The organism is Hydrocarboniphaga daqingensis, from assembly GCF_900129825.1.
Lineage (GTDB): Bacteria > Pseudomonadota > Gammaproteobacteria > Nevskiales > Nevskiaceae > Hydrocarboniphaga > Hydrocarboniphaga daqingensis.
In genome coordinates this window covers 27,361-50,907 of sequence record NZ_FQWZ01000006.1, presented here as the reverse complement: position 1 = coordinate 50,907, position 23,547 = coordinate 27,361, and the positions used below count along the sequence as shown (strand labels likewise).

Sequence of the window (23,547 nt, the reverse complement as noted above, 5' to 3'; positions counted from 1 at the left end):
ACGCGTTACCGCACGAATCATCGGCTGACCGGATACCCGCACATGGCACGTTTGCAGAACCAGGTTGCATTGATCACCGGCGCCGGCCAGGGCGTCGGCCAGGGCATCGCGTATGCGCTGGCAGGCGAGGGCGCGCGCATCGCCGTCATCGGTCGCACGCGCTCCAAGCTCGACGTCACGGTTGCCGAGATTCAGCGCCGTGGCGGCACGGCGATCGCGGTCGAAGCCGACATCAAGCGCGCCGAGCAGCTTGGCGGTGCGGTCGAGCAGGTCGTCGCGGCATTCGGCGGCATCGACATTCTGGTCAACAACGCGCAGGAAGTGCCGATTGCGCCGCTGCTGGCCTTGAGCGAAGACGCGCTGATGGCCGGCTGGGAATCGGGCCCGCTGGCCACGCTGCGACTGATGAAGCTGTGCCATCCGCATCTGAAAAAGAGCGGGCGCGGCAACATCGTCAACCTGTGCACCGTCGCGGCGATGCGCTGGGACGTGTCGAACTACGGCGCATATGCCGCCGTCAAGGAAGCCACGCGCCAGCTGACCCGCGCCGCCGCCTGCGAATGGGCGCGCGATGGCATCCGCACCAATGCCATCCTGCCGCTGGGCGACAGCCCGGCGATGGCCGGCTGGACCGCTGCGCGCCCCGAAGAAGCGGCCGCGTTCGTGTCCACGGTGCCGATGCAGCGCGTCGGCGAATGCGAGGCCGACATCGGTCGCTTCGTCGCCACGCTGGTGTCAGACGACTGCCGCTACATCAACGGCCAGAGCATCGGCGTCGACGGCGGGCAAGCCTTCCTCGGCTGATCGGCGCGCTGTTCTGGGCTGCGCCTCGCACGGCGTACCACAGCCCGCGTGCACGGTTCGCCGAGCCTCGCACGGCGTATCACGGTCATCGCATCGATCGCTGCTCATCGCGCGGCATTGCGCGCTACAGCGGCAGGCGTTCACCGCAACGCGCCGCGCGGCGCCACGTCATTCACCGCGATGCACCGCCCCGGCCGCTTGCACTGCGGCCCGCTGGCGCCAACGCGGCCGAGGCCCTGCTAGATTGCCGGTCCCCGTATGATCGGTTACGCGCATGTCGGCCTTCACTCCTCGCACCCAAGCTCTCGGTCTGGCCGGCTGGCTGCTGCTGACGTTTACCGCCGCCGGCATCGGCGCCGTCGCATCGGCATCGGCCGCGACGTTCTATGCCGGGCTGCAACGCCCCGACTGGGCGCCGCCCGGCTGGTTGTTCGCGCCGATGTGGACGACGCTGTACCTGCTGATGGGCATCGCCGCGTGGCGCGTCTGGCGCGTCAACGGCTGGGCCGCCGCGCGCGGCGCGCTGACGCTGTTCGTCGCCCAGCTCGCCGCCAATGCCGTGTGGACCTGGCTGTATTTCGTCTGGCGCCTCGGCGCCGTGTCGCTGGCCGAAGTCGTGCTGCTGTGGCTGATGATCGCCGCGACGATGCTCGCGTTTCGCCGCCACGACCGGCTCGCGGTTTGGCTGCTGCTGCCGTATCTGGCCTGGGTGGGTCTGGCCTGCGCGCTGACCTACGCCACTTGGCAACTCAATCCGTCGCAGCTGGTCTGAGCGCCAGCAAAGCCCGCCCCTTCCAATTTCCTAACTGACGAGCTCTCTTATGAAGTCCCTGCGCCTGCTGCTGTTGCTAAGCACCTGCCTGATTGCGATGCCGACCCTGAGCGGCTGTTCCAAGCCGGCCGAACCGCCTGCTGCACCCGCAGCGCCGGCTGCGCCTGCACCGGCCGCTGCAACGCCATCGGCGCCTGCTGCGGCGCCGTCTGCACCGGCTGCGACGGCGGCACCCGCGCCCGCCGCTGCTGCTGCCGAACCCGCTGCGCCGGCTGCCCCGGCCGGCGCGCCAGTCGCCGGCACCGACTACGTCGTGATCCCCGACGGCCAGCCGTTCGAGCGCGTCGCCGGCAAGATCGAAGTCGTCGAATACTTCAACTACATCTGCCCGGCCTGCGCTGCGTTCAACCCGGCGTTCCAGGCCTGGAAAAAAGCGCTGCCGGCCGATGTGCGCGTCGTCTACCTCGCCGCTGATTTCCGCCCCGATTTCGTGCCGTATGCACGCTCGTTCTTCGCCGGTGAATCCTTCGGCCTGACCGACAAGGCGCACGACGCCGTCTACGCCGCGATCCACGACCTGCACCGCCTGCCGGCCGAAGGCGTGCCGCCCGACGAAGCCGCCGTCGCCGCGTTCTACGCCCAGTACGGCGTCGGCTCTGAGATGTTCCTCGGCGCGATGCGCAGCTTCGCTGTCGATTCCAAAATCCGCGCCGCCCGCGCGTTCGCCGTCAAAAGCAAAGTCACCGGCACCCCCGCGCTGATCATCGACGGCAAGTACCTGGTCAAGGGCAACAGCTGGGAAGACAAACTGCGCATCGCCGACCACCTGATCGCCCAGCAGCGCAGCGCGCGCTAGGCGGCGCGGCGCTCGCGCCGCATGCCGCCTGCGTGGCCTTCATGCGAGCGTCGTGGTGCTAGCGCGGCGTGTGGCTACCAGATGTGAAATTGCGCGATTGGGCTTGTTAACCGGCATGTGGATTTCCCGCTTTCGTCGCTGAAGGATGTCGACGCACAAAGTTTTTTGAGCGATAACTTCACCCCGACTTTGACCGACGATAGCGACTAACTACATCGACGCGGTACGCGACGAGATGTGCGCCCGGTCACCTCGAGCGCGTCGCTGGATGCGCTCGTCTAAGTCGTCACATATATCATTCGGGAATGGCACCGGCTTTGGTTGCCGCTCGAAGCGAAGAATACACACGACAGGGGATAGCAAATGAGATTGTTGGCGCACGTAACTCAGCTCAGCATGGCCGCCTTATTGAGTACTGGTTGCGTAAGTATGGTCGCTGTAACTCCCGTGCCCAAAGAAAACCAAAATCTTCGCTATTACAGTGGCGCTGGACTGGTCTCTTCGTCCGGCGGGAATTGCTCTGTGGTATTCGGCCCGTTAGATGAAGTCCAGAATCAACAAAGCGATACGATGTTTCTGCTCAGCGTGACCAACTTGACCCTAGAAGCGATTCTCGTAAAGCCGAAGGATCTAGTCGCTTCTACGCCTGGGGCTTGGGGTGAAGAAGACGTTTTATACGTAGTGGACCGAAACACGCGGATTACTCAACTCGAACAGCAGCGTGCCTCGGAGCGGTTTGAGGCTGCTATGGTTGGTTTGTCGGCAGCCCTTCAGTCGGCCCAACCCACAACTCAGAGCGGCTATGTCAAAAGCCCGTCAGGGCAAGTTACAACGTTCCAATCGACGGTGTCTTCCCCATCTCTTGCCGCACAAGCCCAGCAGCAGGGGTTGGCAAATTCAGTTGCGATGACCAGCGCAGCGGATGCTAGATATGCGCAAGGTATGGCGGCTAGAACAACGTTCTTAGCGACTAATACGCTGATGCCCGGCGATACGTACAGTTCAATTGTGGCAATTCAAGCGCCGTTCGCTGGATGGAAGGCCGCAGAGGCGAACTACAAGATTGGTGTGTGCGGCGATAGCCACGAATTCAAGGCCTCTTATAAATCCGTACCGTCAACGGCTCCCTGATGAGCCAAATTGGCACACTTCTCTTGCGGGCATTGAGGTGGACCGTCGGTGAGTATCGCGCGTTGTGGTTTGACTGGTCGCAGCCTTTTTAACCAGTATTCATAGGCTTCACGACTGAAACGCGACGATGCAACTTACAGGTCTGGGCTGCGGATTCTCCATTTAATTTGATTTGTCCGCTTCGCATTCGACCAACATCAATGCGATAGCGAAAGCCCGCGCCATTCAGGCAATCTCGGGGCGTGGTCGATCTTGTTGATCCGGCGTCACACCGAGCCCTGCACATGACCCATCACTACTCGTTTGTCGGCGGTACCGAAGGCCCATGGCGCGTCATCGGCTGCGACACCATCGTCGGGGCGCCGCTGGAGGCGGTGCCGAGGCTTTCGGTGATCAATGCGCCGGCACTCGATCTGCCGGATCGTGGTGCTTGGGTGCTGCAAGGCTTCACCAGCAACGTGCGCTATGCCGAGCGTCACGAGATCAATCAATTGCGAGCCAAGCAGGAAGGTCTGGGTCGTGCGGTGTCGTCGTGCGCGGCGCTGATTCCGATCAGGAAAAACGCGGCCTGGTGGGCGCTGTCGCAGGACGAGCGGCGCGCGGTGTTCGAGACGCAGTCCCATCACACCGAGATTGGTTTGGACTATCTGCCGCAGATTGCCCGACAACTCCACCATTCCCGCGATCTGGGCGAGCCCTTCGATTTTCTGACGTGGTTCGAATTCGCTCCGGAACACACGGCGGCGTTTGAAGCGCTTCTGGTGCGGCTTCGCGCGTCGCCTGAGTGGACTTACATCGAGCGCGAAGTGGATATCCGGCTGGTGAGGGATGTCCCGGGCTGAGGCGGCGCATCACGTGGTGCCCGGATCTAGCGCGCCGTCAGCCGCGCGCGCCCCTCACAGCAACCATTTGATCGCCCCCGCGAACGCTTCCAGCAAGCGCTGACGCCAAGGGCGTCGACGCCAGGCGCTGGCGTGGATGCGGGTGCAGCGTTGCAGGTCGTCTTCGAACATCGCTTCCATCTGTCGTGCAAAGCGCGGGCAGATGACGAAGGCGTTGGCTTCGTCGTTGTGGAAGAAGCTGCGGTAGTCGAGGTTGGCGCTGCCGACGGTGGACCATAGCCCGTCGATCACCGCCGTTTTGGCGTGCAGCACGGCCGGTTGGTATTCGTGGATGCGCACGCCCGCGCGCAGCAGCCGGGCATAGCGTTGGCGTGCGGCGTATTTGAGCAGGCTGGCGTCGGTGCGGGCCGGCAGAATCAGCCGCACGTCGACACCGCGACGCGCCGCGCGGCACAGCGCGCGGATGAAGCGGCCGTTGGGCGCAAAGTAGGCTTGCGTGATCCAGACGCGTTGCTGCGCCAGCGAGATCGCGTCGCGATACGCGTGATAGATGCGCGGCTTGATCCGGTACTTGGGCCGCAGCGGATTGCGCGGTCGCGGCAGCCGCGCGCCGTCGTCGTCGGCGTCGCGGTCGTCGTCGCTGTCTTCGTCATCATCACTTTGCTCGACCTCGCGCGCTGCGCCGCCGACCCAATGATCGATGAAGCCTTCGCCCTGGTCGGTGATCGCGCAGGCGAGGCTGGTGCCGGGTCGGCTCGGCGCAGGGTAGTAGCCGCGCGTGCTGCGCAGGCTGCCGAGCCGCGCCCAGTAGGTCAGAAACACGCGCTGGAACTCGGCAACGGCCGGGCCTTCGATCATCAGGTGCGTGTCGCGCCAGCCGGGTTCGTCGTCGTCGCCGACGCGCTCGCCGGCCGCGCTGCGATAGGCGTCGGTGATGTTGACGCCACCGGTAAACGCGATGCGGCCGTCGACGATCAGCGTCTTGCGGTGTGTGCGCCGCGTGACGCGCCACAGCCGCGGGTCGCGCAGTGGATTCACCGGGTTGAATTCGCGCAGCCGCACACCGGCGTCGAGCAGCCGCTGACGGTAGTCGTCACCTGCGCCCAGCGCGCCGATGCCGTCGAGCATCAGCCGCACGCGCACGCCGGCGCGGGCGCGTTCGGTCAGCGCGTCGGCATAGCGTTGGCCGACGACGCCGTCGGTCAGCAGATAGGTTTCCAGGTGGACGTGATGGCGCGCCGCGGCGATCGCCGCCAATTGCGCGTCATGGGTTTGCGGGCCGTCGCGCAGCAGCGTCAGCCGGTTGCCGCCGATCAGTGGCCGGTGACGCAGCGCGGTCAGCGCCTCGATGAAGTCGCTTTCGGATCGCTGAGGCAGCATCCGTCGGGGCCTGCGCTCAGTCGATTGCGGGCGGCAGCCGCGCCGGTGCGGTCGGCGCCGGCACCAGACGCGTCTTGGCGGCGATCGCGGCGCGGATTTGCGGCACGGCCGCCAGCGCCGCGCGCTCGCCTTCCAGAATCGCGCGCTGCTTGCTTTCGAAGTCGGCCGAGGCAATGCCTTTGACGTTGGGCGTGATCACCACGTCGGCGAGCTTGAGTTCGTTGGCCTTCAGCGCATTGCCCATGATGTCGAAGGTCTTGAGCACGGTGCGCACCGTGGTGTCGCTCGGCGACTCGGTAACGACCTGGCTGATGTCGACCGCGACGATCACTTCGGCGCCCATGCGCTGCGCAAAGCTGACCGGCACCGGGCTGACGGTGCCGCCGTCGACGTATTCCTCGCCGCCGATCACCGGCGACACGAACACACCGGGGATCGCCGACGACGCCCGCACCGCCAGGCCGACATCGCCGCGCTCGAACAGCACGCCTTCGCCGCTGCGCAGCTTGGTCGCCACGGCACCAAAGCGCATCGGCAGTTTTTCGATCGGCTGCTTGCCGACGTGGTCGTTGATGAACTTCTGCAGCGCTTCGCCGCGCAGCAGGCCGCGACCGAAGAACTGCCAATCCGCAAACGCGTTGCGGTCCATGTCGAAGGTCATTTCCTGCAACGCGAAGCCGCCGTTGCCGGCTGCGTACAGCGCGCCGACGACGCTGCCGGCGCTGGTGCCGACGACGATGTCGGGCTTGATGCCCTGCGATTCGAGCATCTTGATCACGCCGACATGAGCAAAGCCGCGCGCGGCGCCGCCGCCGAGTGCCAGCGCCAGCCGTGGCGGCTGCGGCACCATGACCGGCGGTGCCGGCTCGGGCGCCGGCGGCGGTTCGGGGCGCGGCTGGCCCTGGCAGCCGGCCAGCGCGGCGGCCAGCGTCAGCAGCATCAACGGCAGCCAGGGGCGAGGCAGGCGAGGGTGGCGCGGCATGGTCGTCGTCGTATCGGCGGGCAAACGGTCGGGCGGCCAGTGTAGCGAGCGTGGCGTGAACGCCGCGCGGCAGCGGGCCGCGTTCAGCTGTGGCGCAACGGCGCAAGCTTCGGATAGCGCGGCTGCGCTGGCGCGGCCAAGATGCAGCACGCCTCGTCGCCGCCCGTCACCGCCATGTCCGACTCCCCATTCCCCACCGCACCGCACACCGCGTCCGATACGCCATCCGACGCCGACGCGCGCCGCGCGCTGGCGACGCAGCGGATCGAAGCCTTGTGCCGTTACATCGACGCGCACGCCGACCAGCCGCTGACGCTGGACGCGCTGGCCGAGCGCGCCGCGCTGAGCCGCTTTCATCTGCAGCGCCGCTTCAAGGCGGTCACCGGTGTCAGTCCGCGCCAATACCTGGAAGCGGCGCGGCTGCGCTTGCTCAAGAGCGGCTTGCGCGATCAGCCGTCCGGCCGCGTCACCGACGCGATCGTCGAGGCCGGCTACGGCTCGCCCAGCCGCGTCTACGAGCGCATCGCCACGCACTTGGGCATGACGCCGCGCCAGTATCGCGATGGCGGGCGTGGCACGGCGATCAGCTACGTGATCGACGACAGCGCGCTCGGCCCGCTGCTGATGGCCGCCACCGATCGCGGCCTGTGCTTCGTTCACTTCGGCGACGAGGCCGCCGGCCTGCTGCAGCGCTTGCGCGACGAATACCCGCAGGCGGACCTGCAGCCGATGCCCGACGCAGCGCGTCCGCAGTTCGCGGCGTGGATGGCGGCGCTGACCGCGCATCTGCGCGGCGATGGCGCGCGCGCACCCGCCGCGAGCTTGGCGCTGGATCTGCGCGGCACTGCGTTCCAGATGAAGGTCTGGGACTATTTGCTGCGCATTCCCAGCGGTGAGCTGCGCTCGTACACCGAAGTCGCTGCTGCGATCGGCCACCCGAGCGCGGTCCGCGCGGTGGCCAGCGCCTGCGCCACCAACCGCGTTGGCGTGCTGGTGCCCTGCCATCGCGTGATCCGTGGCGACGGCGGCCTCGGCGGGTATCGCTGGGGGCTGGAACGCAAGCGCGCGCTGATCGACATCGAGCGTCGGCCCGCGTAGCGCCGGCCGCGCATTGCCGCGATCCCGCAATCGGACGAATCCAGCCGCGTCTCGCGCTGGCAGATTGCCGGAATCGGGCGCGCTGGCGCCTTCGCTTGATGGGACCGGAACCCGCACATGGCCGACCTGCACAACACCATCGCCGTCGTCACCGGCGCCTCGCGCGGCGCCGGCAAGGGCATTGCGATCGCGCTCGGCGCGCAGGGCGCCACCGTCTACGTGACCGGCCGCAGCGTCAACGAGGGCGACGCCGCGCTGCCGGGCACGGTCGGCGCGACGGCCGCTGCGGTCACGCAGGCCGGCGGACGCGGCATTGCGGTGGCTTGCGACCACGCCGATGACGCGCAGGTGCGCGCGCTGTTCGAGCGCATCAAGGCCGAGCAGGGCCGCGTCGACATCCTGGTCAACAACGCGACGTTCCTGCACGACCAGCTGATCGAGAAAGGCCCGTTCTGGAAGAAGTCGCTCGACCTGGTCGACATCCTCGACGTCGGCCTGCGCTCGGGTTACGTCGCCAGCTACTACGCCGCGCCGCTGATGGTGGCGCAGCGCAATGGCCTGATCGCGTTTACCTCGTCGTTCGGCGCCAGCTGCTACATGCACGGGCCGGCCTACGGCGCGCAGAAAGTCGGCGTCGACAAGTTCGCTAAGGACATGGCGGTCGACTTGCGCGCCGACAACGTGGCCGCCGTGTCGATCTGGATGGGCATGCTGCGCACCGACCGCACGCGCCGCGTGATGGACAGCGAGCCGCAGAAGTACGCGGGTTTCTGGGATATCGCCGAAACGCCGGAATTCACTGGCCATGTGATCGGCGCGATCTACCGTGATCCCGAGCGCAGCGCCAAGTCGGGCCAGGTGCTGATCGGCGCCGAAGCGGCGCAGGCCTACGGCATTACCGATGAAGGCCGGCAGCCGCCGTCGCATCGCCCGATGCTGGGCAGCCCGACGCAGGCGCATCCGGCCATCGTTGAGTAAGCGAGTCGGCGCGCCGCAATGGCGCGCCGCGTAACGCCAAGCCGCTAGTTGCGGAACAGCCCCAGATCGGCCGCTGCTTTGACGGCCGCGGTGCGGCTGCACACGTCGAGCTTGGAGTAGACGTTCTTCAAGTGGAACTTGACGGTGTTTTCGCTAACGCCGGCGCGCTGTGCGATTTCACGGTTGGATGCGCCGCCGATGACCAGGCGCAGCACGTCCATCTCGCGTTCGGTCAGCGCGTCCGCATGCACCATCGGCATGCGAAAGCCACGGCCCAGCAACGGTGCGTCATAGCCTTGCGGCTTGTGCGGTTCGGCGTGGGTGTTTGAAATCGGATCGAGCACTGCCTTTCTCCTCTCGTCGCGTTTCTGTCGGTATAGGGCGAGTATTCCGATTGTGGCCAGCCCGGGGTTGACTCTTGGCGACATTCTTTTAGCATTTGACGCCATGCAGACCCTGATCCGATCCCATGTGCTGACCGGCTACCGCGCAGTGGTTCGCGAGCTGGGCGGCGATCCCGACGACTTGCTCGACCGCCACGGCGTCCGCGTGACCGAGAGCGAGCTGGTGTCCAGCTTCGTCCCGTACGTGTCGGTGCTCAAGCTGTTTGAGGCCACCGCCACCGAGCTGGACTGCCCCGATTTCGGCCTGCGTCTGTCGCGCTGCCAGGGGCTCGAAAACCTCGGCCCGCTGGCGCTGCTGGTGGCCAACTGCAAGACGGTGCGCGAAAGCCTGGTCACGGTCGCCCGCTACATGCCGACCTACAGCCCCGCGGTGGTCATCGAGATCGACGAATCTCAGACCGGCGACGCAGTGAACTTTGTCTATGACATCAATCTGCGCATCGGTGCCGGCTTGCGTCGTCATCAGAAGGCCGAGTTCTCGCTGGGCATCGCGATGAACGTGCTACGGATGCTGGTCAGCGAGCGCTTCGAGGCGATCGACGTGCTGTTCCGCCACGAGAGCAATCTGCCGGCGGCGGTCTATCGGCGTTATTTCGGCGTGGTGCCGCGCTTTGGGCAGATGGTCAACGCGATCGTGTTGCCGCGCCGCTGCCTCGACCAGCCGCTGGCGCTGGCCGACCAGCGGATGCACGGCATGGTCGGCGAATACCTGCAGCCGCTGATTCAGGCGCAAGCGCCGCCGATGGAGCAGCACGTCGAGCAGATGATTGCGCGCTTGCTGCCGACGCAGCAGTGTCGGTTGTCGCGCGTCGCCGAGCATCTGTCGATGCACCCGCGCACGCTGCAGCGCCATCTGGACCAACGCGGCCGCGCATTTGAAGACATCGTCGACGAAGTGCGTCGCGAGCGCGCACTGGAATACCTGGCCAACCCGCGGATGACAATCTCGCAAGTCGCCGGCTTGATCGGCTACAGCGAGCAGAGCACGTTCACGCGGGCCTGCCATCGCTGGTTCCAGGCCAGCCCGCGTGCGATACGTGCGGGCCTGCAGCAAGCCGCGTCCTGAGCCGCGCTACGACCGGCGTTGATGCGCCGGTCGTAGCGTGAGGGTCACGCGGCGTGTGAGCGATCTGCCGAACGCTTACCAGCGCACCGACAGGCTCAGCCCGTAGGTCCGCGGTTCGACGAAGTTGGCCACCGCCAAGTTACCGAAGCCGGGCCCGAAGTCGATGAAGTTGCTCGCCGTGTCTTCGTCGGCCAGGTTGCGCACCCACAAGAACAGATCGCCGGTCGCCGATTCGCTGAGCTTCACGTCGCCAACGCCGATCCGCGCGTTCAGCAGGCCATAGGCCTTCACCTGCGAATTGGCAGCGAGCTGCGCGTTCGGATTGCTGCCGTCGAGCTGGTACGGATAGGTGAAGATCGAATCGGTGTAGGCGTAGTCGATCAGGCCGCGCACATTGCCCCAAGCGGCGCGATACACGGTGCTGTCGAGCAGCACGTTGAACGTGTGCTTGGGTGCGTGCACGAACGCACGGTTGTCGGCCTGATTGACGCCGCCGTCATCAAAGCGGTCGAACTCGGGATGCAGGTACGCGTAGTTGCCGCTGAGTCGCGTGCCCGGCATCAGCACCACGGTCGCTTCCAGTTCGGCGCCGTACACGGTGGCTTCGCCCGCGTTGCGGATCACCGAGCCGGCTGCACTTTCGGCGCCGCCGAGGAAGGTCGACTGCTGCAGGTCGGTCAGCTCGTTGTGGAACAGCGCCACGTTCAGCAGCGCGCGGCCGTCGAACAGCGTCGACTTGCTGCCAACTTCGAACGACTTTTGGCGCTCCGGCTTGAACGGTGTGCGCGTCTCGTCGATGTTGATGTTCGGGCGATCAGCCGGCGGCGCCGTGTTGCTGTATTCGCCGTTGAAGCCACCGCTCTTGAAGCCTTCGGCATAGCGCGCGTACAGATTCACTTGCGGCGTCAGCTTGTAGGCGACCGACAGCATCGGCGTGGTCGCGTCGAACGTGCGACTGGCCTGCGTGCCTTCGGGAATGAAGTAAAAGAACGGATCGGCGGCCGATGCGCTGACGCCGAACACGCGACTCAGCTCCTTCTTTTCGCGCGTGTAGCGGATGCCGGCGCTCAGCGTCAGCGCGTCGACCGGCTTGTAGTCGACCTGGCCGTAGCCGGCCCAGGCATCGGTCTTGGTCGCGTAGCGCGAGTCGAACAGCGCATTGCCGAAGAAAAAGCGCTGAGGGTTGTCGGTGTTGCCGTCGTCGGCAAAGTAGTAGACGCCGGCAACATATGTCAGGGAGCCGCGGCTGCCGAGCAGCTGCAGATCCTGCGACGTCTGGTCGTAGTCAGTGAAGCGCTGCGTGAACACGACGTCGTTGGGCGAGCCGTCGAGGTCGAGCGAGTCGTTCCATTCCAGGCGGCGGTAGCCGGTGATCGACTTGATCGTGTTGTGCTCGTCGAGCTGGTAGCTCAGCGTCAGCGCATGACCGCTGATACGGCTGACTTCGAAGCTGGGCGCATCGACGTCGGCGCGCGTCTGCCGGTCTTGCGATGCAAAGCCGGCCAGCACCGGGAAGAAGTCGGCCAGAAAGCCGGCCGGCGTGGTGTCGGTGGCCGGCGCGAAGATGCCGGTCGGCTCCAGCCGATACAGCTGGTCGAAGTTGTTGGTCTGGTTGACGTTGCTGGCGTCGAAGCGGTATTCGGCCTTGAACCGGTCGCTGAAGTCGAAGTCGGCCGCGACACGGAATGCGTCGTTGTTGCGGTTGTTCAGCTCGCTGACCGCGCTGGTGCGTTCGGTCTTGACCCAGCCGTCGCGACGCTCGCTGCGCACGCCGACCGACACGCGCGCGATGCCCCACTGCGGCAGATCGAGGTTGGCCTTCTGTACCAGCGAGTTGTAATTGCCGACTTCCACGTTGGCGCTGCCGCCGAACACGCCGCTGGGCGCGCGCGTGCGCAGGTTGATCGCACCGGCCAGCGTGTTGCGTCCGTACAGCGTGCCTTGCGGACCACGCAGCACTTCGACCGCAGTCAGGTCGACCACGTCAAACACCGAGCCTTGCGCCTTGCCGATGTAAACGCCGTCGACATAGATGCCGACCGCTGGGTCCCAGTAGATCGCCGGGTTGATCTGCGTGACGCCGCGGATGCTGATCTGCGAGATCGTGTTGTTGCTCGGCGTTTTGGCGATGCGCAAGCCGGGCGCCAGTGCCGACAGGTCGGTGACATCTTCGATGCCGCGCGACTGCAGCTGGTCGGGGCTGAACGCGGTAACGGCCAGCGGCACGTCCTGCAGCTTTTCTTCACGACGCTGCGCGGTGACGACGACCTCTTCGATCGTTTCGGCGGCAGCAGTGGGGGTATCGGTGACGGTGCGGGTCGTTGACGGTGCGTCGGTCTGCGCCAGTGCAGGCAGCGACAGCGAGCCGGCCAAGGCCAGGCCCAGGTGGGTTATTCGCTTCATGCTGATCCTCTCTCCAGGGGCGCGGCCTTATCGGAAACTGCCTTGGCCGCTTGCTCGCCGCTATCAATAGGCTTGCGTGAACGCCGAAACATCGTCCGATCGGCTGACACTCGCGGGCGCCATGATGCATTCGGGTGAATCCGCAAGCGGCGGGTGGTGCCACGCTCAAGCCATCCGCACGCGCATCGGCGCGGCATCCACCACGAGGGTATCCCCGCATGAGCAGCGCCAATCCGCAGGGCCGTTTGCACAACAAGATCGCGATCATCACCGGCGGTGCGCGCGGCATGGGCGCCGCGACCGTGCGTCTGTTTGTCGAGCACGGCGCGCAGGTGCTGTTCACCGATGTGCTCGACGAAGCGGGCCAGGCGCTGGCTGCCGAATTGGGCGCACAAGCAACGTTCATGCACCACGACATCGCCGACGAGGCGGCGTGGCAGCAGGTGCTCGACGCGGCGATGACGCGCTTCGGGCGCGTCGACGTATTGGTCAACAACGCCGGCATCCTGCTGTTCCGCACCTTGCTGGAAACGACCAAGGCCGACTACGAACGCATTCTGTCGGTGAACCTGACCGGCATGTTCCTCGGCATCCGCACGATTGCGCCGCAGATGATCGCCAACGGTGGCGGCAGCATCGTCAACATCAGCTCGGTCGACGGTATGAAGGGCGCCAACGGCTTGGCCGCGTATGCGAGCAGCAAGTGGGGCGCGCGCGGCCTGACCAAGGTCGCAGCTATGGAGCTGGGGCATCGCGGCATTCGCGTCAACTCGGTACACCCGGGCGGCATCGATACGGTGATGACCAACCCGCAAGGCGTGTCGCGCGAGCAGCTCGACCCGATGTACGCGATGGTGCCGCAGCAGCGCGCTGGCGCGCCGTCGGAAGTCGCGGCCACGACGCTGTTTCTGGCCAGTGACGATGCCAGCTACATCAACGGCGCCGAGATCGCCGTCGATGGTGGTCTGGTGGTGGGCCAGTACTACGTCGGCTATCCGGGCGCGCCCGGCGTCGGCTGACGTCGATGGCGCTGCCGCACGCGCCGGCCGCCACGGCGTCCGACGCGATCAGCCCGACCGCTTACGCCACGGGCGAGCTGTGGCAGCGGCTGGGCTTGTCGCATCCCGCGCTGTCGACGGCGCGAGGGCGCCGGCTCGACCGCGTGTTTCGCCTGCTTCTCGGCGCGATCGAGCGCTTCAGCGGCGTGTCGATGGAAGCGCTGATGCAGGCGCGGCATCGCGGCATCGATGCGCAGCTGTCTGCGGCGATCGACAGCGGGCAGGTCAGCCAGGTCATTGAAATCGCAGCGGGCTTGTCACCGCGCGGCTGGCGATTCGCCTCGCGCTATGGCGCTGCGCTCACCTATGTCGAGACCGACTTGCCGGCGATGGCGACGCTCAAGCATGAGCTGTGCGAGCGTGCCGGCTGGCTTGGCGACCATCACCGCGTCGTCACGCTCGATGCGCTGGCCGATAGCGGACCTGCGTCGCTGGCAGCGGTCGCGGCTTCACTCGATCCGCGTCGCGGCACCGCGATCATCACCGAAGGGCTGGTCAACTACTTCGACCTGCCGACGGCACAGGGACTGTGGCGGCGCATTGCCGACACACTTGGCGGCTTTGACCACGGTGTCTATCTGGCCGACATCTATCCGCAGCCACCGCAGCAGCGGCTCGAAGGCCTGTATGCCGGTTTCGGCCGCTTGCTGGGCGCATTCGTCAAAGGCCGCATCAGCCCGCACTTCAGCAGTGCGCCGCATGCGGTGGAGTCGATGATGGCTGCCGGTTTTGCTGAGGCCGAGGTGATTGATCCGGCGCAGCTGCCGGCCACCCGTGATTACGCGCGGATCAAGGGCGGCGACCGCGTGCAGATTCTTCAGGCGCGCAGCCGGCAAACAATTTGACCGCGCACGCGGCCGCGGTCACTGGCCGGCGCGTTGCCGCAACTCGAACTTCAGCACCTTGCCCGAGGCATTGGTCGGCAGACTGCTGCGAATCTCGACCACGCGAGGCACCTTGTAATTCGCCATCTGCTCGCGGCACCAAGCGATGAAGTCGCGCTCTTCCAGCGTGGCGCCGGGGCGCAGCACCAGGCAGGCCTTGCCGACTTCGCCCATGCGCTCGTCCGGAATGCCGATGACCGCCACTTGGGCGACGGCCGGGTGCGCGGCGATCAGCTTTTCGATCTCGGCCGGATAGCAGTTGAATCCGCCGGTGATGTAGAGGTCTTTGATGCGGTCGGTGATCCGCAGATAGCCGCGCTCGTCGAGCACGCCGACGTCACCGGTGTGCAGCCAGCCTTCGGTGTTGATGGCCTCGCGCGTCGCCGCGTCGTCGTCGAGATAGCCCTGCATCACGTTGTAGCCGCGGATCAGCACTTCGCCGGCGACGCCGCTGGGCACTCGCTGGCCGTGTTCGTCGATGCACTTGATCTCGGTGCCGGCAATCGGCTGGCCGCAGGTGCTGGCGATGGTTTCGGCGCTGTCGCTGGCTTGCGTCAGCGTTGCAACGCCGCAGGTCTCGGTCAGGCCATAGCCGGTCAGCACGATGCGAAAGCCGAGTTCTCGACGGATGCGCTCGATCAGCGCGGGTGCCACGGCGGCGGCTCCGGTGATCGTCGCGCGCAGCGAGCTCAGATCGGTCTGGGCGCGTGCCGGATCGTCGAGCAGGCTGATGAAGATCGTCGGCGGGCCCGGCAGCACCGATACCCGCTCGCGTTCAATGCGTCGCATGACGACGGCTGCATCGAATACCGCATGCGGCAACACCGTGCAGCCAGCGATCAAGCCGCCGAGCCAACCCACCTTGTAGCCGAACGAATGGAAGAACGGCATCGCGACGAGATACTGGTCGGCCGGCTCCAGTTGCACGCGCGCGCTCCATTCGCGGATCACGCGCAGGTTCTGTTCGTGCGTGGTGACGACACCTTTCGGCGCACCGGTCGTCCCGGACGTGAACAGAATGTCCATCCGGTCCTGCGGTCGCACCGCAGCAGCCGCCTCCAGCGCACGCGCTTCGGCGACGGCATCGCCGCGATGCAGGAACGCATCCCAGCCGGTGTCGTCACCCTGCGCGTCACCGATGACGACCCACTGCGCCAGCGATGCCGGCCGATGCGCGCCAAGCATCGCGGGGAAGTAGCTGCCCAGGAAGCTGCCGGCGCAGAACAGCAGCCGTGCGCCACTGCGCTGCAGTACGTAGCCAGCCTCGGCGCCCTTCATCCGCGTATTGACCGGCACCAGCACCGCGCCGAGGCTGTGAATCGCCAAGCCGGCGACGATCCACTCGATGCCGTTGGGCGCCCAGATCGCGACGCGGTCGCCCTTGCTGATGCCGCAGGCGATCAGCGCGCGCGTCGCGCGCAGCCGCAACGCGTCGAGCTCGCGGTAGCGCAGTTCTCGGCCGTCTTCGCCCCGCAGGGCGATGCGGTCGCCGTGGTCGCGTACCGACTCGGCAAACGCGGATGCAACGGTCAGGCTCATCGGGGCAGCGCTGGAAGTCATCGTCGGCGCAGGCTCAGTCGGCCCACATCAGGTAGCCGTTGTCGATCCGCATCTCGGCGCCGTTGATGAAGCGCGACTCATCGCTGGCCAGGAACAGCACCAGGTTGGCGATTTCCTTGGGCTCGGCGAAGCGCGCCATCAACTGCTTCTGATCCATCATCCGCACCGAGCTTTGAACGCCCTTGGGCATCGTGCTGTGCAGGTTCGACACCATCGGCGTGCGGATGCCGTCGGGATGGATCGAGTTGCAGCGGATGTTCGACAGCGTGGTGCGCGCATGCGCCGCGATCGAGCGGGTCATCGCGGCAACGGCGCCCTTGCTCGCGCTGTAGGCGCAGAACGACGAGACACCGCCGATGCCGGCCATCGACGACATGTTGACGATCGAGCCGCCGCCGCGCTTCTTCATTGCGGCATAGCCGTAGTGGCAGCCGAGGAAATAGCCGTCGGAGTTGATCCGCTGGATCTTCTGCCACGTGGCCAGATCGGTGTTCTCGATGTTGCCGTAGATCAGGATCGCGGCGTTGTTGACCAGAATGTCCAGGCCGCCGAAGCGTTCTTCGGTCTGGCCGACGACGGCCTGCCACTGGGCTTCATCGGCGATGTCGTGCTTGATGAACAGCGCCGCGTCGCCGATCTCGGCGGCAACGGCGCGGCCGGCGTCCTCGTTGACGTCGGTGAGTACGACGCGCGCGCCTTCGCGCGCCAGCAGCAGCGCATCTTCCTTACCGACGCCACTGGCCGCACCGGTCACGATTGCGACTTTGCCTTCGACACGTCCCGCCATTTGCCTCTCCTTGATCGCGTATTGCTGTGTTATTTGCCGACGGCGTCTTTCATCGCCTGCGGCACGTTGTAGTCGAAGCAGCGCTCTTCGATGCGTTCGCACATGCGCCAGCCGTCGGCGGTGCGTACGAAGCGGTCGCAGTACCACAGGCCCAGGAACATCGTCTGCGTCTTGCCATCGCCGAGCGGGATGCTCATTGGGTTGAAGCAGATGATGCGGCTGCTGGCGGTGTCGCCATCGACCTTGATCGACAGGTTGCCGACCATGTGGAAGTACGCCGGGAAGCGCGCCAGCGCCTGGGCCAGCCAGGCCTTGATCTCTGGATAGCGGCCGTCGATGCCGCCCATCGCGCGGTAGTCGATGTACGCATCGGGCGTGAAGACCTGGTCCAGCGCGTCCCACTGGCGACGGTCGATCGCGTCGGCGTAGTCGACGAACAGCTGCTGGATCTCCAGCCGGTCCGATATCTGTTGCAGGCTCAGCATGCGCAAGGTCTCCCGCCGGCCCGATCGCCTGCGTCCCTGCCAAGGCTAAGAGTGCGCCGCAGCCGATGAACCGTCCGCTTGGATGAGACGCCGATGCAAGCGATTGCAGCGGCTTGCCAAAGCGCCAGTACGCGCTGCTACCGCGAACTACCCTCAACGGATGAAGCGGTCGACGGGGGTGGTTTCGATAATCCCGCCATCAGCAAAAGAACCCGATCAGCGGGCAGGACCGACCAGCTCATGGCAAGCAGCTCCCCGAAGATTTCCGCTCTGGCGTACACCGTCGTCGAGAGCACCAACCTCGCCGCATGGCGCGATTACGCGACCCAGGTGCTGGGTATGGCCGCGATCGACGCGGCCGACGGCAGCCTGTGGCTGAAAATGGATGCGCGCGACTTCCGCATCGTCGTCGTCCCCGGCGCCCAGGACCGCTACTCGGCTTCGGGCTTGCTGGCGGCCGATGCCGCCGCATTCGATGCGGCGGTTGCCGCGCTGGGCGCGGCCGGCATCGCCGTCGAAGCGGGCAGCAAGGACCTGGCCGCGGCTCGCCGCGTCGAGCGCCTGGCGCGCTTCACCGATCCGGCCGGTAACCACCACGAGCTGGTGCTGGGCGATACCAGCGCGCAGACGCCGTTCGTGTCGCCACTGGGTGTCACGTTCAAGACCGGCGCTTACGGTGTCGGACACACGGTGCTGCCGTCGCTGCCGTTCGAGCCGCAGCTGGCGCTATTCAAGGACGTGCTCGGCATGGGCTTGAGCGACGTCTTCAATTTCCAGATGGGGCCGGATGCGCCGGTGATCCGCATCTACTTCCTGCACGGTGCCAGCGGCCGGCATCACAGCGTCGCGCTGGCCGAAATGCCGAACCCGGCTGGCTGCGTCCACATGATGGTCGAAGTCGCCACGCTGACCGAAGTCGGTCAGGCCTATGACCGGATGCGCGCGCACGGCGTCAAGGAGATGGCGACGATGGGCGAACACGAGAACGACAAGATGACCTCGTTCTATATGATGACGCCCGGCAATTTCGCGATCGAATACGGCTATGGCGGCCTGATTGTGGACCCGCCGACCTGGCAGACCACGTACACCCAGCGCGTCAGCATCTGGGGCCACGACTTTTCGGTGGGCTTCCGCTAATGGCGCTGAACAAGCAACGCTCGGCTGCCGAGGTCGTCGCGCAACTGCGCAGCGGCATGACGATCGGCATTGGCGGCTGGGGTCCGCGCCGCAAGCCGATGACGCTGGTGCGCGAGCTGCTGCGCAGCGATATCCGCGACCTGACCGTGGTCAGCTACGGCGGCCCTGAAGTCGGCATGCTGTGCGCCGCCGGCAAGGTGCGCAAGCTCGTCTATGGCTTCGTGACGATGGACGCGATTCCGCTGGAGCCGTACTTCCGCAAGGCGCGCGAAGCCGGGCAGATCGAAGTAATGGAGCTGGACGAAGGCATGTTCGAATGGGGCTTGCGCGCGGCTGGCATGCGCATGAGCTTCCTGCCGACGCGTGTGGGCCTTGCCACCGACGTGCTCGCGCGCAATCCGCAGATCAAGACGATCACCTCGCCGTATGACGACGGCGAAGTCTACGTGGCGATGCCGGCGCTGAAACTCGACGCGGCGCTGCTGCACGTCAACGACGCCGATCGCTGGGGCAATACGCTGATCACGGCGCACGACCCGCTATTCGACAACCTGTTCGCGCGTGCGGCCGACGCCTGCTACGTCAGCTGCGAGCGCCTGCACGACAAGCTCGAACTCGACGCGGCGACCGCTCGCTTCAACCTGTTCGAACGCTATCTGGTGCGCGGCGTTGTTCACGCACCGGGCGGCGCGCACCCAACCTACAACAGTCCCGACTACGGCTGGGATATGGACCACTTGAAGCGCTACAACGCCTCGGCCACCGAAGAAGGCGGCTGGGCGCGCTATGTCGCCGACTATGTCGACGTCAGCGAAGCGCAGTACCAGGAAAAAGCCGGCGGCCTTGCCCGCATCACCCAGCTCAAGCCGCCGGTGTTCTGATATGACCCAAGCCACTCTTGCCGAACTGATGATCGTCGCCGCCAGCGAATGCTGGCGGGGTGACGGTGAAGTGCTGGCCTCGGGCATCGGCATCGTGCCGCGGCTCGGCGCCAGCCTCGCCAAGCTGACGCACACGCCCGAGCTGCTGATGACCGACTCGGAAACCTTTCTGGTGTCCGAGCCGATTCCGCTGGGGCCGCGCGGTGACTACCAGCCGCGATACGAAGGCTATATGTCCTTCGACCGCGTATTCGAATGCGTCTGGGGCGGGTTGCGTCACGCGATGATCGGCCCGACGCAGATCGACCGCTGGGGTCAGACCAATCTGTCGGTCGTCGGCGGCAGCTACGACAAGCCCAAGACCGCGATCCTCGGCGTGCGCGGCTTGCCGGGCAACAGCATCAATCACGCGAACTCGCTGTTCGTGCCCAACCACGGCCCTCGCGTGTTCGTCGCCGGCGAAGTCGACATGGTGTCGGGCGTCGGCTACAAGCCCGAGCGCTGGTTGCCGGGCATGAAGCAGGACTACGTCGACCTGCGCCGCATCGTCACCGACCTGTGCGTGATGGATTTCGGCGGCCCTGATCACGCGATCCGCGTGCGCTCGCTGCATCCCGGCGTGAGCTTCGAGCAGGTGCAGGCGGCCACCGGCTTCCCGGTGCTGGCTGCGCCCGATCTGCACGAAACGCCGCTGCCGACCGACGAGCAGCTTGCGATCATCGCGCGGCTCGATCCGCACCGGCTGCGCGCCACCGTGATCAAGAACGATCCGCCGGCGATCAAGGCTGCCGCATGAGCGACTTGGTCGAGCCCAAGCTTGTCGACATCGTCTACGAAACCGACGAGCCGGTGCTGTACGCGGTTGAAGACGGCATCGCCTGGGTGACGATGAACCGGCCTGCGTTCAACAACGCGCAGAATTCGCAGATGACCTATGCGCTGGACGCCGCTTTCCAGCGCGCGGTCAGTGACGACGCCGTGCGCGTGATCGTGCTGCGTGGCAACGGCAAGCACTTTTCGGCCGGCCACGACATCGGCACGCCCGGCCGCGATCTGCACAAGACGTTCGAGCGTCGTCACCTGCTGCCGGACCACACCAACAAGCCGGCCGCCGAGCTGCTGTACACGCGCGAACAAGAGGTTTACCTGGGGATGTGCCGCCGCTGGCGCGATATACCCAAGCCGACGATTGCGATGGTGCACGGCGCCTGCATCGCGGGCGGCTTGATGCTGGCCTGGATCTGCGACTTCATCGTCGCCAGTGACGATGCGTTCTTCCAGGACCCGGTGCAGATGATGGGCATTCCGGGCGTCGAATACTTTGCGCATGCGTTCGAGCTGCCGCCGCGCGTTGCCAAGGACTTTCTGATGCTCGGCGAGCGCATGCCGGCGCCGCGTGCCCACAGCTTCGGCATGGTCAACCGCTGCGTGCCGCGCGATGCACTCGAAGCCGAGGTGCGCGGCATGGCGGCCAACCTGTGCAAGAAGGGCCGCCTCGGCCTGTGGCTGACCAAGCAGGCGATTCACCAAGTCGAAGATCTGCGCGGCAAGCGCACCGCAATGGACGCGGTGTTTCACATGCATCACTTCGCACACGCGCAAAACGACCTCGCCACCGGCAATAGCCTTGGTGGACTCGACGGCAAGAGCATGGCGGCCGCCAACAAGAAGCAGAGCGGGGAGGCATGAGCATGGGCCAGCCTTCATCGACACCGGCGCCGATGCCGACCGCGCTGACCGAGTTGCTCGGCTGCCGCTATCCGGTCGTGCAGACCGCGATGGGCTGGGTCGCCGACAGCAAGCTGGTCGCGGCGACCAGCAATGCGGGCGGCTTTGGATTCCTTGCGGCGGCGACGATGAGCACCGAGCTGCTCGCCGCCGAGATCGCCCGTGTGCGCGCGGCGACACCGCATCGCTTCGGCGTCAACTTCCACATGTTCCAGCCCAATGCGCAGGACGTGATCGAGTTGGTGCTGAGCAATGCCGACCGGATTCGCGCCGTGTCCTACGGTCGCGGTCCCGACGCCCGCACGATCAAGCGCTTCAAGGACGCGGGTGTGCTGTGCATGCCGACCGTCGGCGCGCTGAAGCACGCGCAGAAGGCCGTCGAGCTGGGCGCCGACATCATCACAGTGCAGGGCGCTGAAGGCGGCGGACACACCGGCTCGGTACCGACGACGCTGCTGCTGCCGCAGGTACTCAATGCGGTCAAGGTCCCGGTCGTCGCGGCCGGCGGCTTTCATGATGGTCGCGGCTTGGCGGGCGCGCTGGCGTTTGGCGCCGCCGGCATCGCGATGGGCACGCGCTTTTTGATGACGGCCGAATCGCCGGTGCCGCGCAGCACGCTGCAGAAGTATCTCGATGTGCGCGAGCCGGCGCAGATCCGCGCCTCGACCGCCGTCGACGGCATTCCGCAGCGGATGATCGACAACCGCTATCTGCTGCGCTTGGAGAGTGGTGGCTTGCTGCGCCGCTTGCTGGTCGCACTCGGCAGTGCCTGGCAGTGGCGCGCGCACACCGGCATGTCGGTCGCGCACATGGCGCGCACCTTCGTCGGTGCCTTGCGCGAAGGCGACAGCGCGATCCAGACGATGATGGCGGCCAATGCACCGGTATTGATCCAGCGCGCGATGGTCGAGGGCCGCCCTGATGAGGGCGTGTTGCCCAGCGGCCAGGTTGCGGCCGTGATCGGCTCGCTGCCCAGCGTCGCCGAACTGATCGACGGCATCGTCACGCAGGCACAAGCCCGACTCGCCGCCTTGCTGCCGCCGGCTTCCCTTACTGCGGCCAGCGTAGATGGTGTTGCCGCCATGCCATCGCTTGCGCGCACTGCAAGCCCCTCACCCCCAGCCCCTCTCCCGGTGGGAGAGGGGAGTGTTGCGGCGGCTCGTTCGTAAGATGGAACTCACGCCTGTACATAGCAGCGGTGCCGCCTTGTTCCCCTCTCCCACCGGGAGAGGGGCCAGGGGTGAGGGCGTTTCCGTTACGCGCAAGCTGGCTCGTACTCGGCATTACTCGCCTTTGCCGCTCGAAGTTCGAGTGCAGCGCGTGCTGTCGCGTTTCCACCTGTCGCTAGCGCTGCAAGTTCCTCACTCGGTCCCCCTGGTCCAGTGGAACAGCGGTGCATCGCTGTTCCCCTCTCCCACCGGAAGAGGGGCCAGGGGTGAGGGCGTTTCCGTTACACACCAGCTTGCTCACATCGCACCTTCCACATTCCCAGCTCTGCTCCTGAACGGAGCGGGGCCCATTGCTGCCGACTGATCCCATGACCCATCCGTTCAAGACCACGATTACCGACGGCGTTGCCGAGCTGGTCATCGACGCACCGCCGGTCAATGCGCTCAATGATGCGGGCTGGCATGCGCTGGCTGACGAGATTGCGCGGCTTGGTCGCGATCCAGCCGCGCGCGTGATCGTGCTGCGCTCCGAAGGTCGCGGCTTCTGCGCTGGCGTCGATATCAAGGAACTCAACGCGTATCCCGAGCGCATCGTGTCGGTCAACGCGGGCAACTACCGCAGCTTTGAGGCGGTGCATCGCAATCCGCTGCCGGTGATTGTCGCGGTACATGGCTTTGTGCTCGGCGGCGGCATCGGCCTGGCCGGCGCGGCCGACATTGTCGTCGCCGCTGACAACGCCACGTTCGGCGTGCCCGAGGTGGATCGCGGTGCGATGGGCGGCGGCGCGCATCTGCAGCGTCTGTTTCCGGTGCAGAAGGTGCGGATGATGTACTTCACCGGCGAGCCAATCACCGCGGCCGAAGCGCATCGGCTCGGCGCTGTCGAGCGCGTTGTCGCGCCGGCGCAGCTGCGCGATGCCGCGCTCGACATCGCGCGCAAGATCGCCGCCAAGAGCACCGCGATGATCCGGCTCGCGAAGGAATCGCTGAACGGCATCGAGGACGGCAACCTCGAAGACAAATACCGCTGGGAACAGGGCTTCACGCTGCAGGCCTACATGACCAAGGACAGCGCCGAAACACGCGCGGCCTTCGTCGAAAAGCGCCAGGCCCAGCTCAACAACTGATGCCATCACTCC

At 66.1% G+C, this 23,547-nt stretch carries 23 protein-coding genes; 16 read left to right on the top strand and 7 right to left on the bottom strand.

Annotated features, from left to right (window positions below):
* The first annotated feature begins 42 nt into the window (after positions 1 to 42).
* The 5 genes from BUB09_RS12470 to BUB09_RS12455 all read left to right on the top strand — a co-directional run bounded on the left by BUB09_RS12470 (position 43) and on the right by BUB09_RS12455 (position 4,405).
* Complete coding sequence (locus tag BUB09_RS12470) at positions 43 to 804, top strand: SDR family NAD(P)-dependent oxidoreductase (protein ID WP_072898079.1); 762 nt, start codon at positions 43 to 45, stop codon at positions 802 to 804.
* Positions 805 to 1,078: 274 nt separating this feature from the next.
* On the top strand, positions 1,079 to 1,576 hold the full coding sequence (locus BUB09_RS12465; protein WP_072898078.1) for a TspO/MBR family protein: 498 nt from the start codon (positions 1,079 to 1,081) through the stop codon (positions 1,574 to 1,576).
* Positions 1,577 to 1,625: 49 nt separating this feature from the next.
* Complete coding sequence (locus BUB09_RS12460) at positions 1,626 to 2,432, top strand: thiol:disulfide interchange protein DsbA/DsbL (protein WP_072898077.1); 807 nt, start codon at positions 1,626 to 1,628, stop codon at positions 2,430 to 2,432.
* A gap of 363 nt (positions 2,433 to 2,795) precedes the next feature.
* Positions 2,796 to 3,563, top strand: a complete 768-nt coding sequence (locus BUB09_RS17015) for a hypothetical protein (RefSeq protein ID WP_139250275.1) — start codon at positions 2,796 to 2,798, stop codon at positions 3,561 to 3,563.
* A gap of 284 nt (positions 3,564 to 3,847) precedes the next feature.
* On the top strand, positions 3,848 to 4,405 hold the full coding sequence (locus tag BUB09_RS12455) for a chlorite dismutase family protein (protein WP_072898076.1): 558 nt from the start codon (positions 3,848 to 3,850) through the stop codon (positions 4,403 to 4,405).
* Positions 4,406 to 4,459: 54 nt separating this feature from the next.
* On the opposite strand, the gene BUB09_RS12450 is transcribed toward BUB09_RS12455, so the two are convergent.
* Together BUB09_RS12450 and BUB09_RS12445 are read right to left on the bottom strand one after the other, a co-directional pair.
* Positions 4,460 to 5,785 (bottom strand): phospholipase D-like domain-containing protein, encoded by a 1,326-nt coding sequence (locus tag BUB09_RS12450; RefSeq protein ID WP_072898075.1) that lies wholly within the window; start codon positions 5,783 to 5,785, stop codon positions 4,460 to 4,462.
* Between the two features lie 16 nt (positions 5,786 to 5,801).
* The gene (locus BUB09_RS12445; protein WP_245793277.1) at positions 5,802 to 6,767 is read right to left on the bottom strand and encodes a patatin-like phospholipase family protein; all 966 of its coding nucleotides are present in this window, start codon (positions 6,765 to 6,767) and stop codon (positions 5,802 to 5,804) included.
* 174 nt (positions 6,768 to 6,941) lie between these two features.
* Here BUB09_RS12445 and BUB09_RS12440 point away from each other — a divergent pair, with 174 nt between their 5' ends.
* Together BUB09_RS12440 and BUB09_RS12435 are read left to right on the top strand one after the other, a co-directional pair.
* Entirely contained in the window at positions 6,942 to 7,865 is a 924-nt protein-coding gene (locus BUB09_RS12440; protein WP_084083401.1) for a methylated-DNA--[protein]-cysteine S-methyltransferase, read from the top strand.
* A 117-nt stretch (positions 7,866 to 7,982) separates the two neighbouring features.
* Positions 7,983 to 8,843, top strand: a complete 861-nt coding sequence (locus tag BUB09_RS12435) for an SDR family NAD(P)-dependent oxidoreductase (protein WP_072898074.1) — start codon at positions 7,983 to 7,985, stop codon at positions 8,841 to 8,843.
* A gap of 44 nt (positions 8,844 to 8,887) precedes the next feature.
* On the opposite strand, the gene BUB09_RS12430 is transcribed toward BUB09_RS12435, so the two are convergent.
* Positions 8,888 to 9,187 (bottom strand): response regulator transcription factor, encoded by a 300-nt coding sequence (locus tag BUB09_RS12430; protein ID WP_072898073.1) that lies wholly within the window; start codon positions 9,185 to 9,187, stop codon positions 8,888 to 8,890.
* A 103-nt stretch (positions 9,188 to 9,290) separates the two neighbouring features.
* On the opposite strand from BUB09_RS12430, the gene BUB09_RS12425 reads away from it, so the two are divergent.
* Positions 9,291 to 10,313 carry an AraC family transcriptional regulator gene (locus tag BUB09_RS12425; protein ID WP_072898072.1) on the top strand — a complete coding sequence of 341 codons (1,023 nt, stop codon included), beginning with the start codon at positions 9,291 to 9,293 and terminating at the stop codon, positions 10,311 to 10,313.
* A gap of 75 nt (positions 10,314 to 10,388) precedes the next feature.
* On the opposite strand, the gene BUB09_RS12420 is transcribed toward BUB09_RS12425, so the two are convergent.
* A complete protein-coding gene (locus tag BUB09_RS12420; protein WP_072898071.1) occupies positions 10,389 to 12,716 on the bottom strand; it encodes a TonB-dependent receptor in 2,328 nt (775 codons plus the stop codon).
* A 218-nt stretch (positions 12,717 to 12,934) separates the two neighbouring features.
* Here BUB09_RS12420 and BUB09_RS12415 point away from each other — a divergent pair, with 218 nt between their 5' ends.
* Entirely contained in the window at positions 12,935 to 13,735 is an 801-nt protein-coding gene (locus tag BUB09_RS12415) for an SDR family NAD(P)-dependent oxidoreductase (RefSeq protein ID WP_072898070.1), read from the top strand.
* A gap of 5 nt (positions 13,736 to 13,740) precedes the next feature.
* Positions 13,741 to 14,619 carry a class I SAM-dependent methyltransferase gene (locus BUB09_RS12410; RefSeq protein ID WP_072898069.1) on the top strand — a complete coding sequence of 293 codons (879 nt, stop codon included), beginning with the start codon at positions 13,741 to 13,743 and terminating at the stop codon, positions 14,617 to 14,619.
* An 18-nt stretch (positions 14,620 to 14,637) separates the two neighbouring features.
* Here BUB09_RS12410 and BUB09_RS12405 read toward each other — a convergent pair whose 3' ends face one another.
* From BUB09_RS12405 to BUB09_RS12395, 3 genes are read right to left on the bottom strand one after another with little or no spacing between them, the layout of a single operon-like run.
* The gene (locus tag BUB09_RS12405) at positions 14,638 to 16,197 is read right to left on the bottom strand and encodes a FadD3 family acyl-CoA ligase (protein WP_217650298.1); all 1,560 of its coding nucleotides are present in this window, start codon (positions 16,195 to 16,197) and stop codon (positions 14,638 to 14,640) included.
* Between the two features lie 34 nt (positions 16,198 to 16,231).
* Positions 16,232 to 17,005, bottom strand: a complete 774-nt coding sequence (locus BUB09_RS12400; RefSeq protein WP_072898067.1) for a glucose 1-dehydrogenase — start codon at positions 17,003 to 17,005, stop codon at positions 16,232 to 16,234.
* 29 nt (positions 17,006 to 17,034) lie between these two features.
* On the bottom strand, positions 17,035 to 17,490 hold the full coding sequence (locus tag BUB09_RS12395; RefSeq protein WP_072898066.1) for a nuclear transport factor 2 family protein: 456 nt from the start codon (positions 17,488 to 17,490) through the stop codon (positions 17,035 to 17,037).
* 240 nt (positions 17,491 to 17,730) lie between these two features.
* On the opposite strand from BUB09_RS12395, the gene BUB09_RS12390 reads away from it, so the two are divergent.
* The 6 genes from BUB09_RS12390 to BUB09_RS12365 all read left to right on the top strand — a co-directional run bounded on the left by BUB09_RS12390 (position 17,731) and on the right by BUB09_RS12365 (position 23,535).
* Positions 17,731 to 18,630 carry a VOC family protein gene (locus BUB09_RS12390; protein WP_072898065.1) on the top strand — a complete coding sequence of 300 codons (900 nt, stop codon included), beginning with the start codon at positions 17,731 to 17,733 and terminating at the stop codon, positions 18,628 to 18,630.
* A gap of 5 nt (positions 18,631 to 18,635) precedes the next feature.
* The gene (locus tag BUB09_RS12385; protein WP_072898287.1) at positions 18,636 to 19,511 is read left to right on the top strand and encodes a CoA transferase subunit A; all 876 of its coding nucleotides are present in this window, start codon (positions 18,636 to 18,638) and stop codon (positions 19,509 to 19,511) included.
* Position 19,512: 1 nt separating this feature from the next.
* Complete coding sequence (locus tag BUB09_RS12380) at positions 19,513 to 20,307, top strand: CoA-transferase subunit beta (protein WP_072898064.1); 795 nt, start codon at positions 19,513 to 19,515, stop codon at positions 20,305 to 20,307.
* Positions 20,304 to 21,200 carry an enoyl-CoA hydratase gene (locus BUB09_RS12375; RefSeq protein ID WP_072898063.1) on the top strand — a complete coding sequence of 299 codons (897 nt, stop codon included), beginning with the start codon at positions 20,304 to 20,306 and terminating at the stop codon, positions 21,198 to 21,200. Before BUB09_RS12380 ends, BUB09_RS12375 begins: the two co-directional genes overlap by 4 nt.
* Positions 21,201 to 21,202: 2 nt before the next feature.
* Positions 21,203 to 22,408 (top strand): NAD(P)H-dependent flavin oxidoreductase, encoded by a 1,206-nt coding sequence (locus tag BUB09_RS12370; protein WP_084083399.1) that lies wholly within the window; start codon positions 21,203 to 21,205, stop codon positions 22,406 to 22,408.
* 368 nt (positions 22,409 to 22,776) lie between these two features.
* Positions 22,777 to 23,535 (top strand): enoyl-CoA hydratase family protein, encoded by a 759-nt coding sequence (locus BUB09_RS12365; protein ID WP_072898062.1) that lies wholly within the window; start codon positions 22,777 to 22,779, stop codon positions 23,533 to 23,535.
* The last annotated feature ends 12 nt before the right edge of the window (positions 23,536 to 23,547 follow it).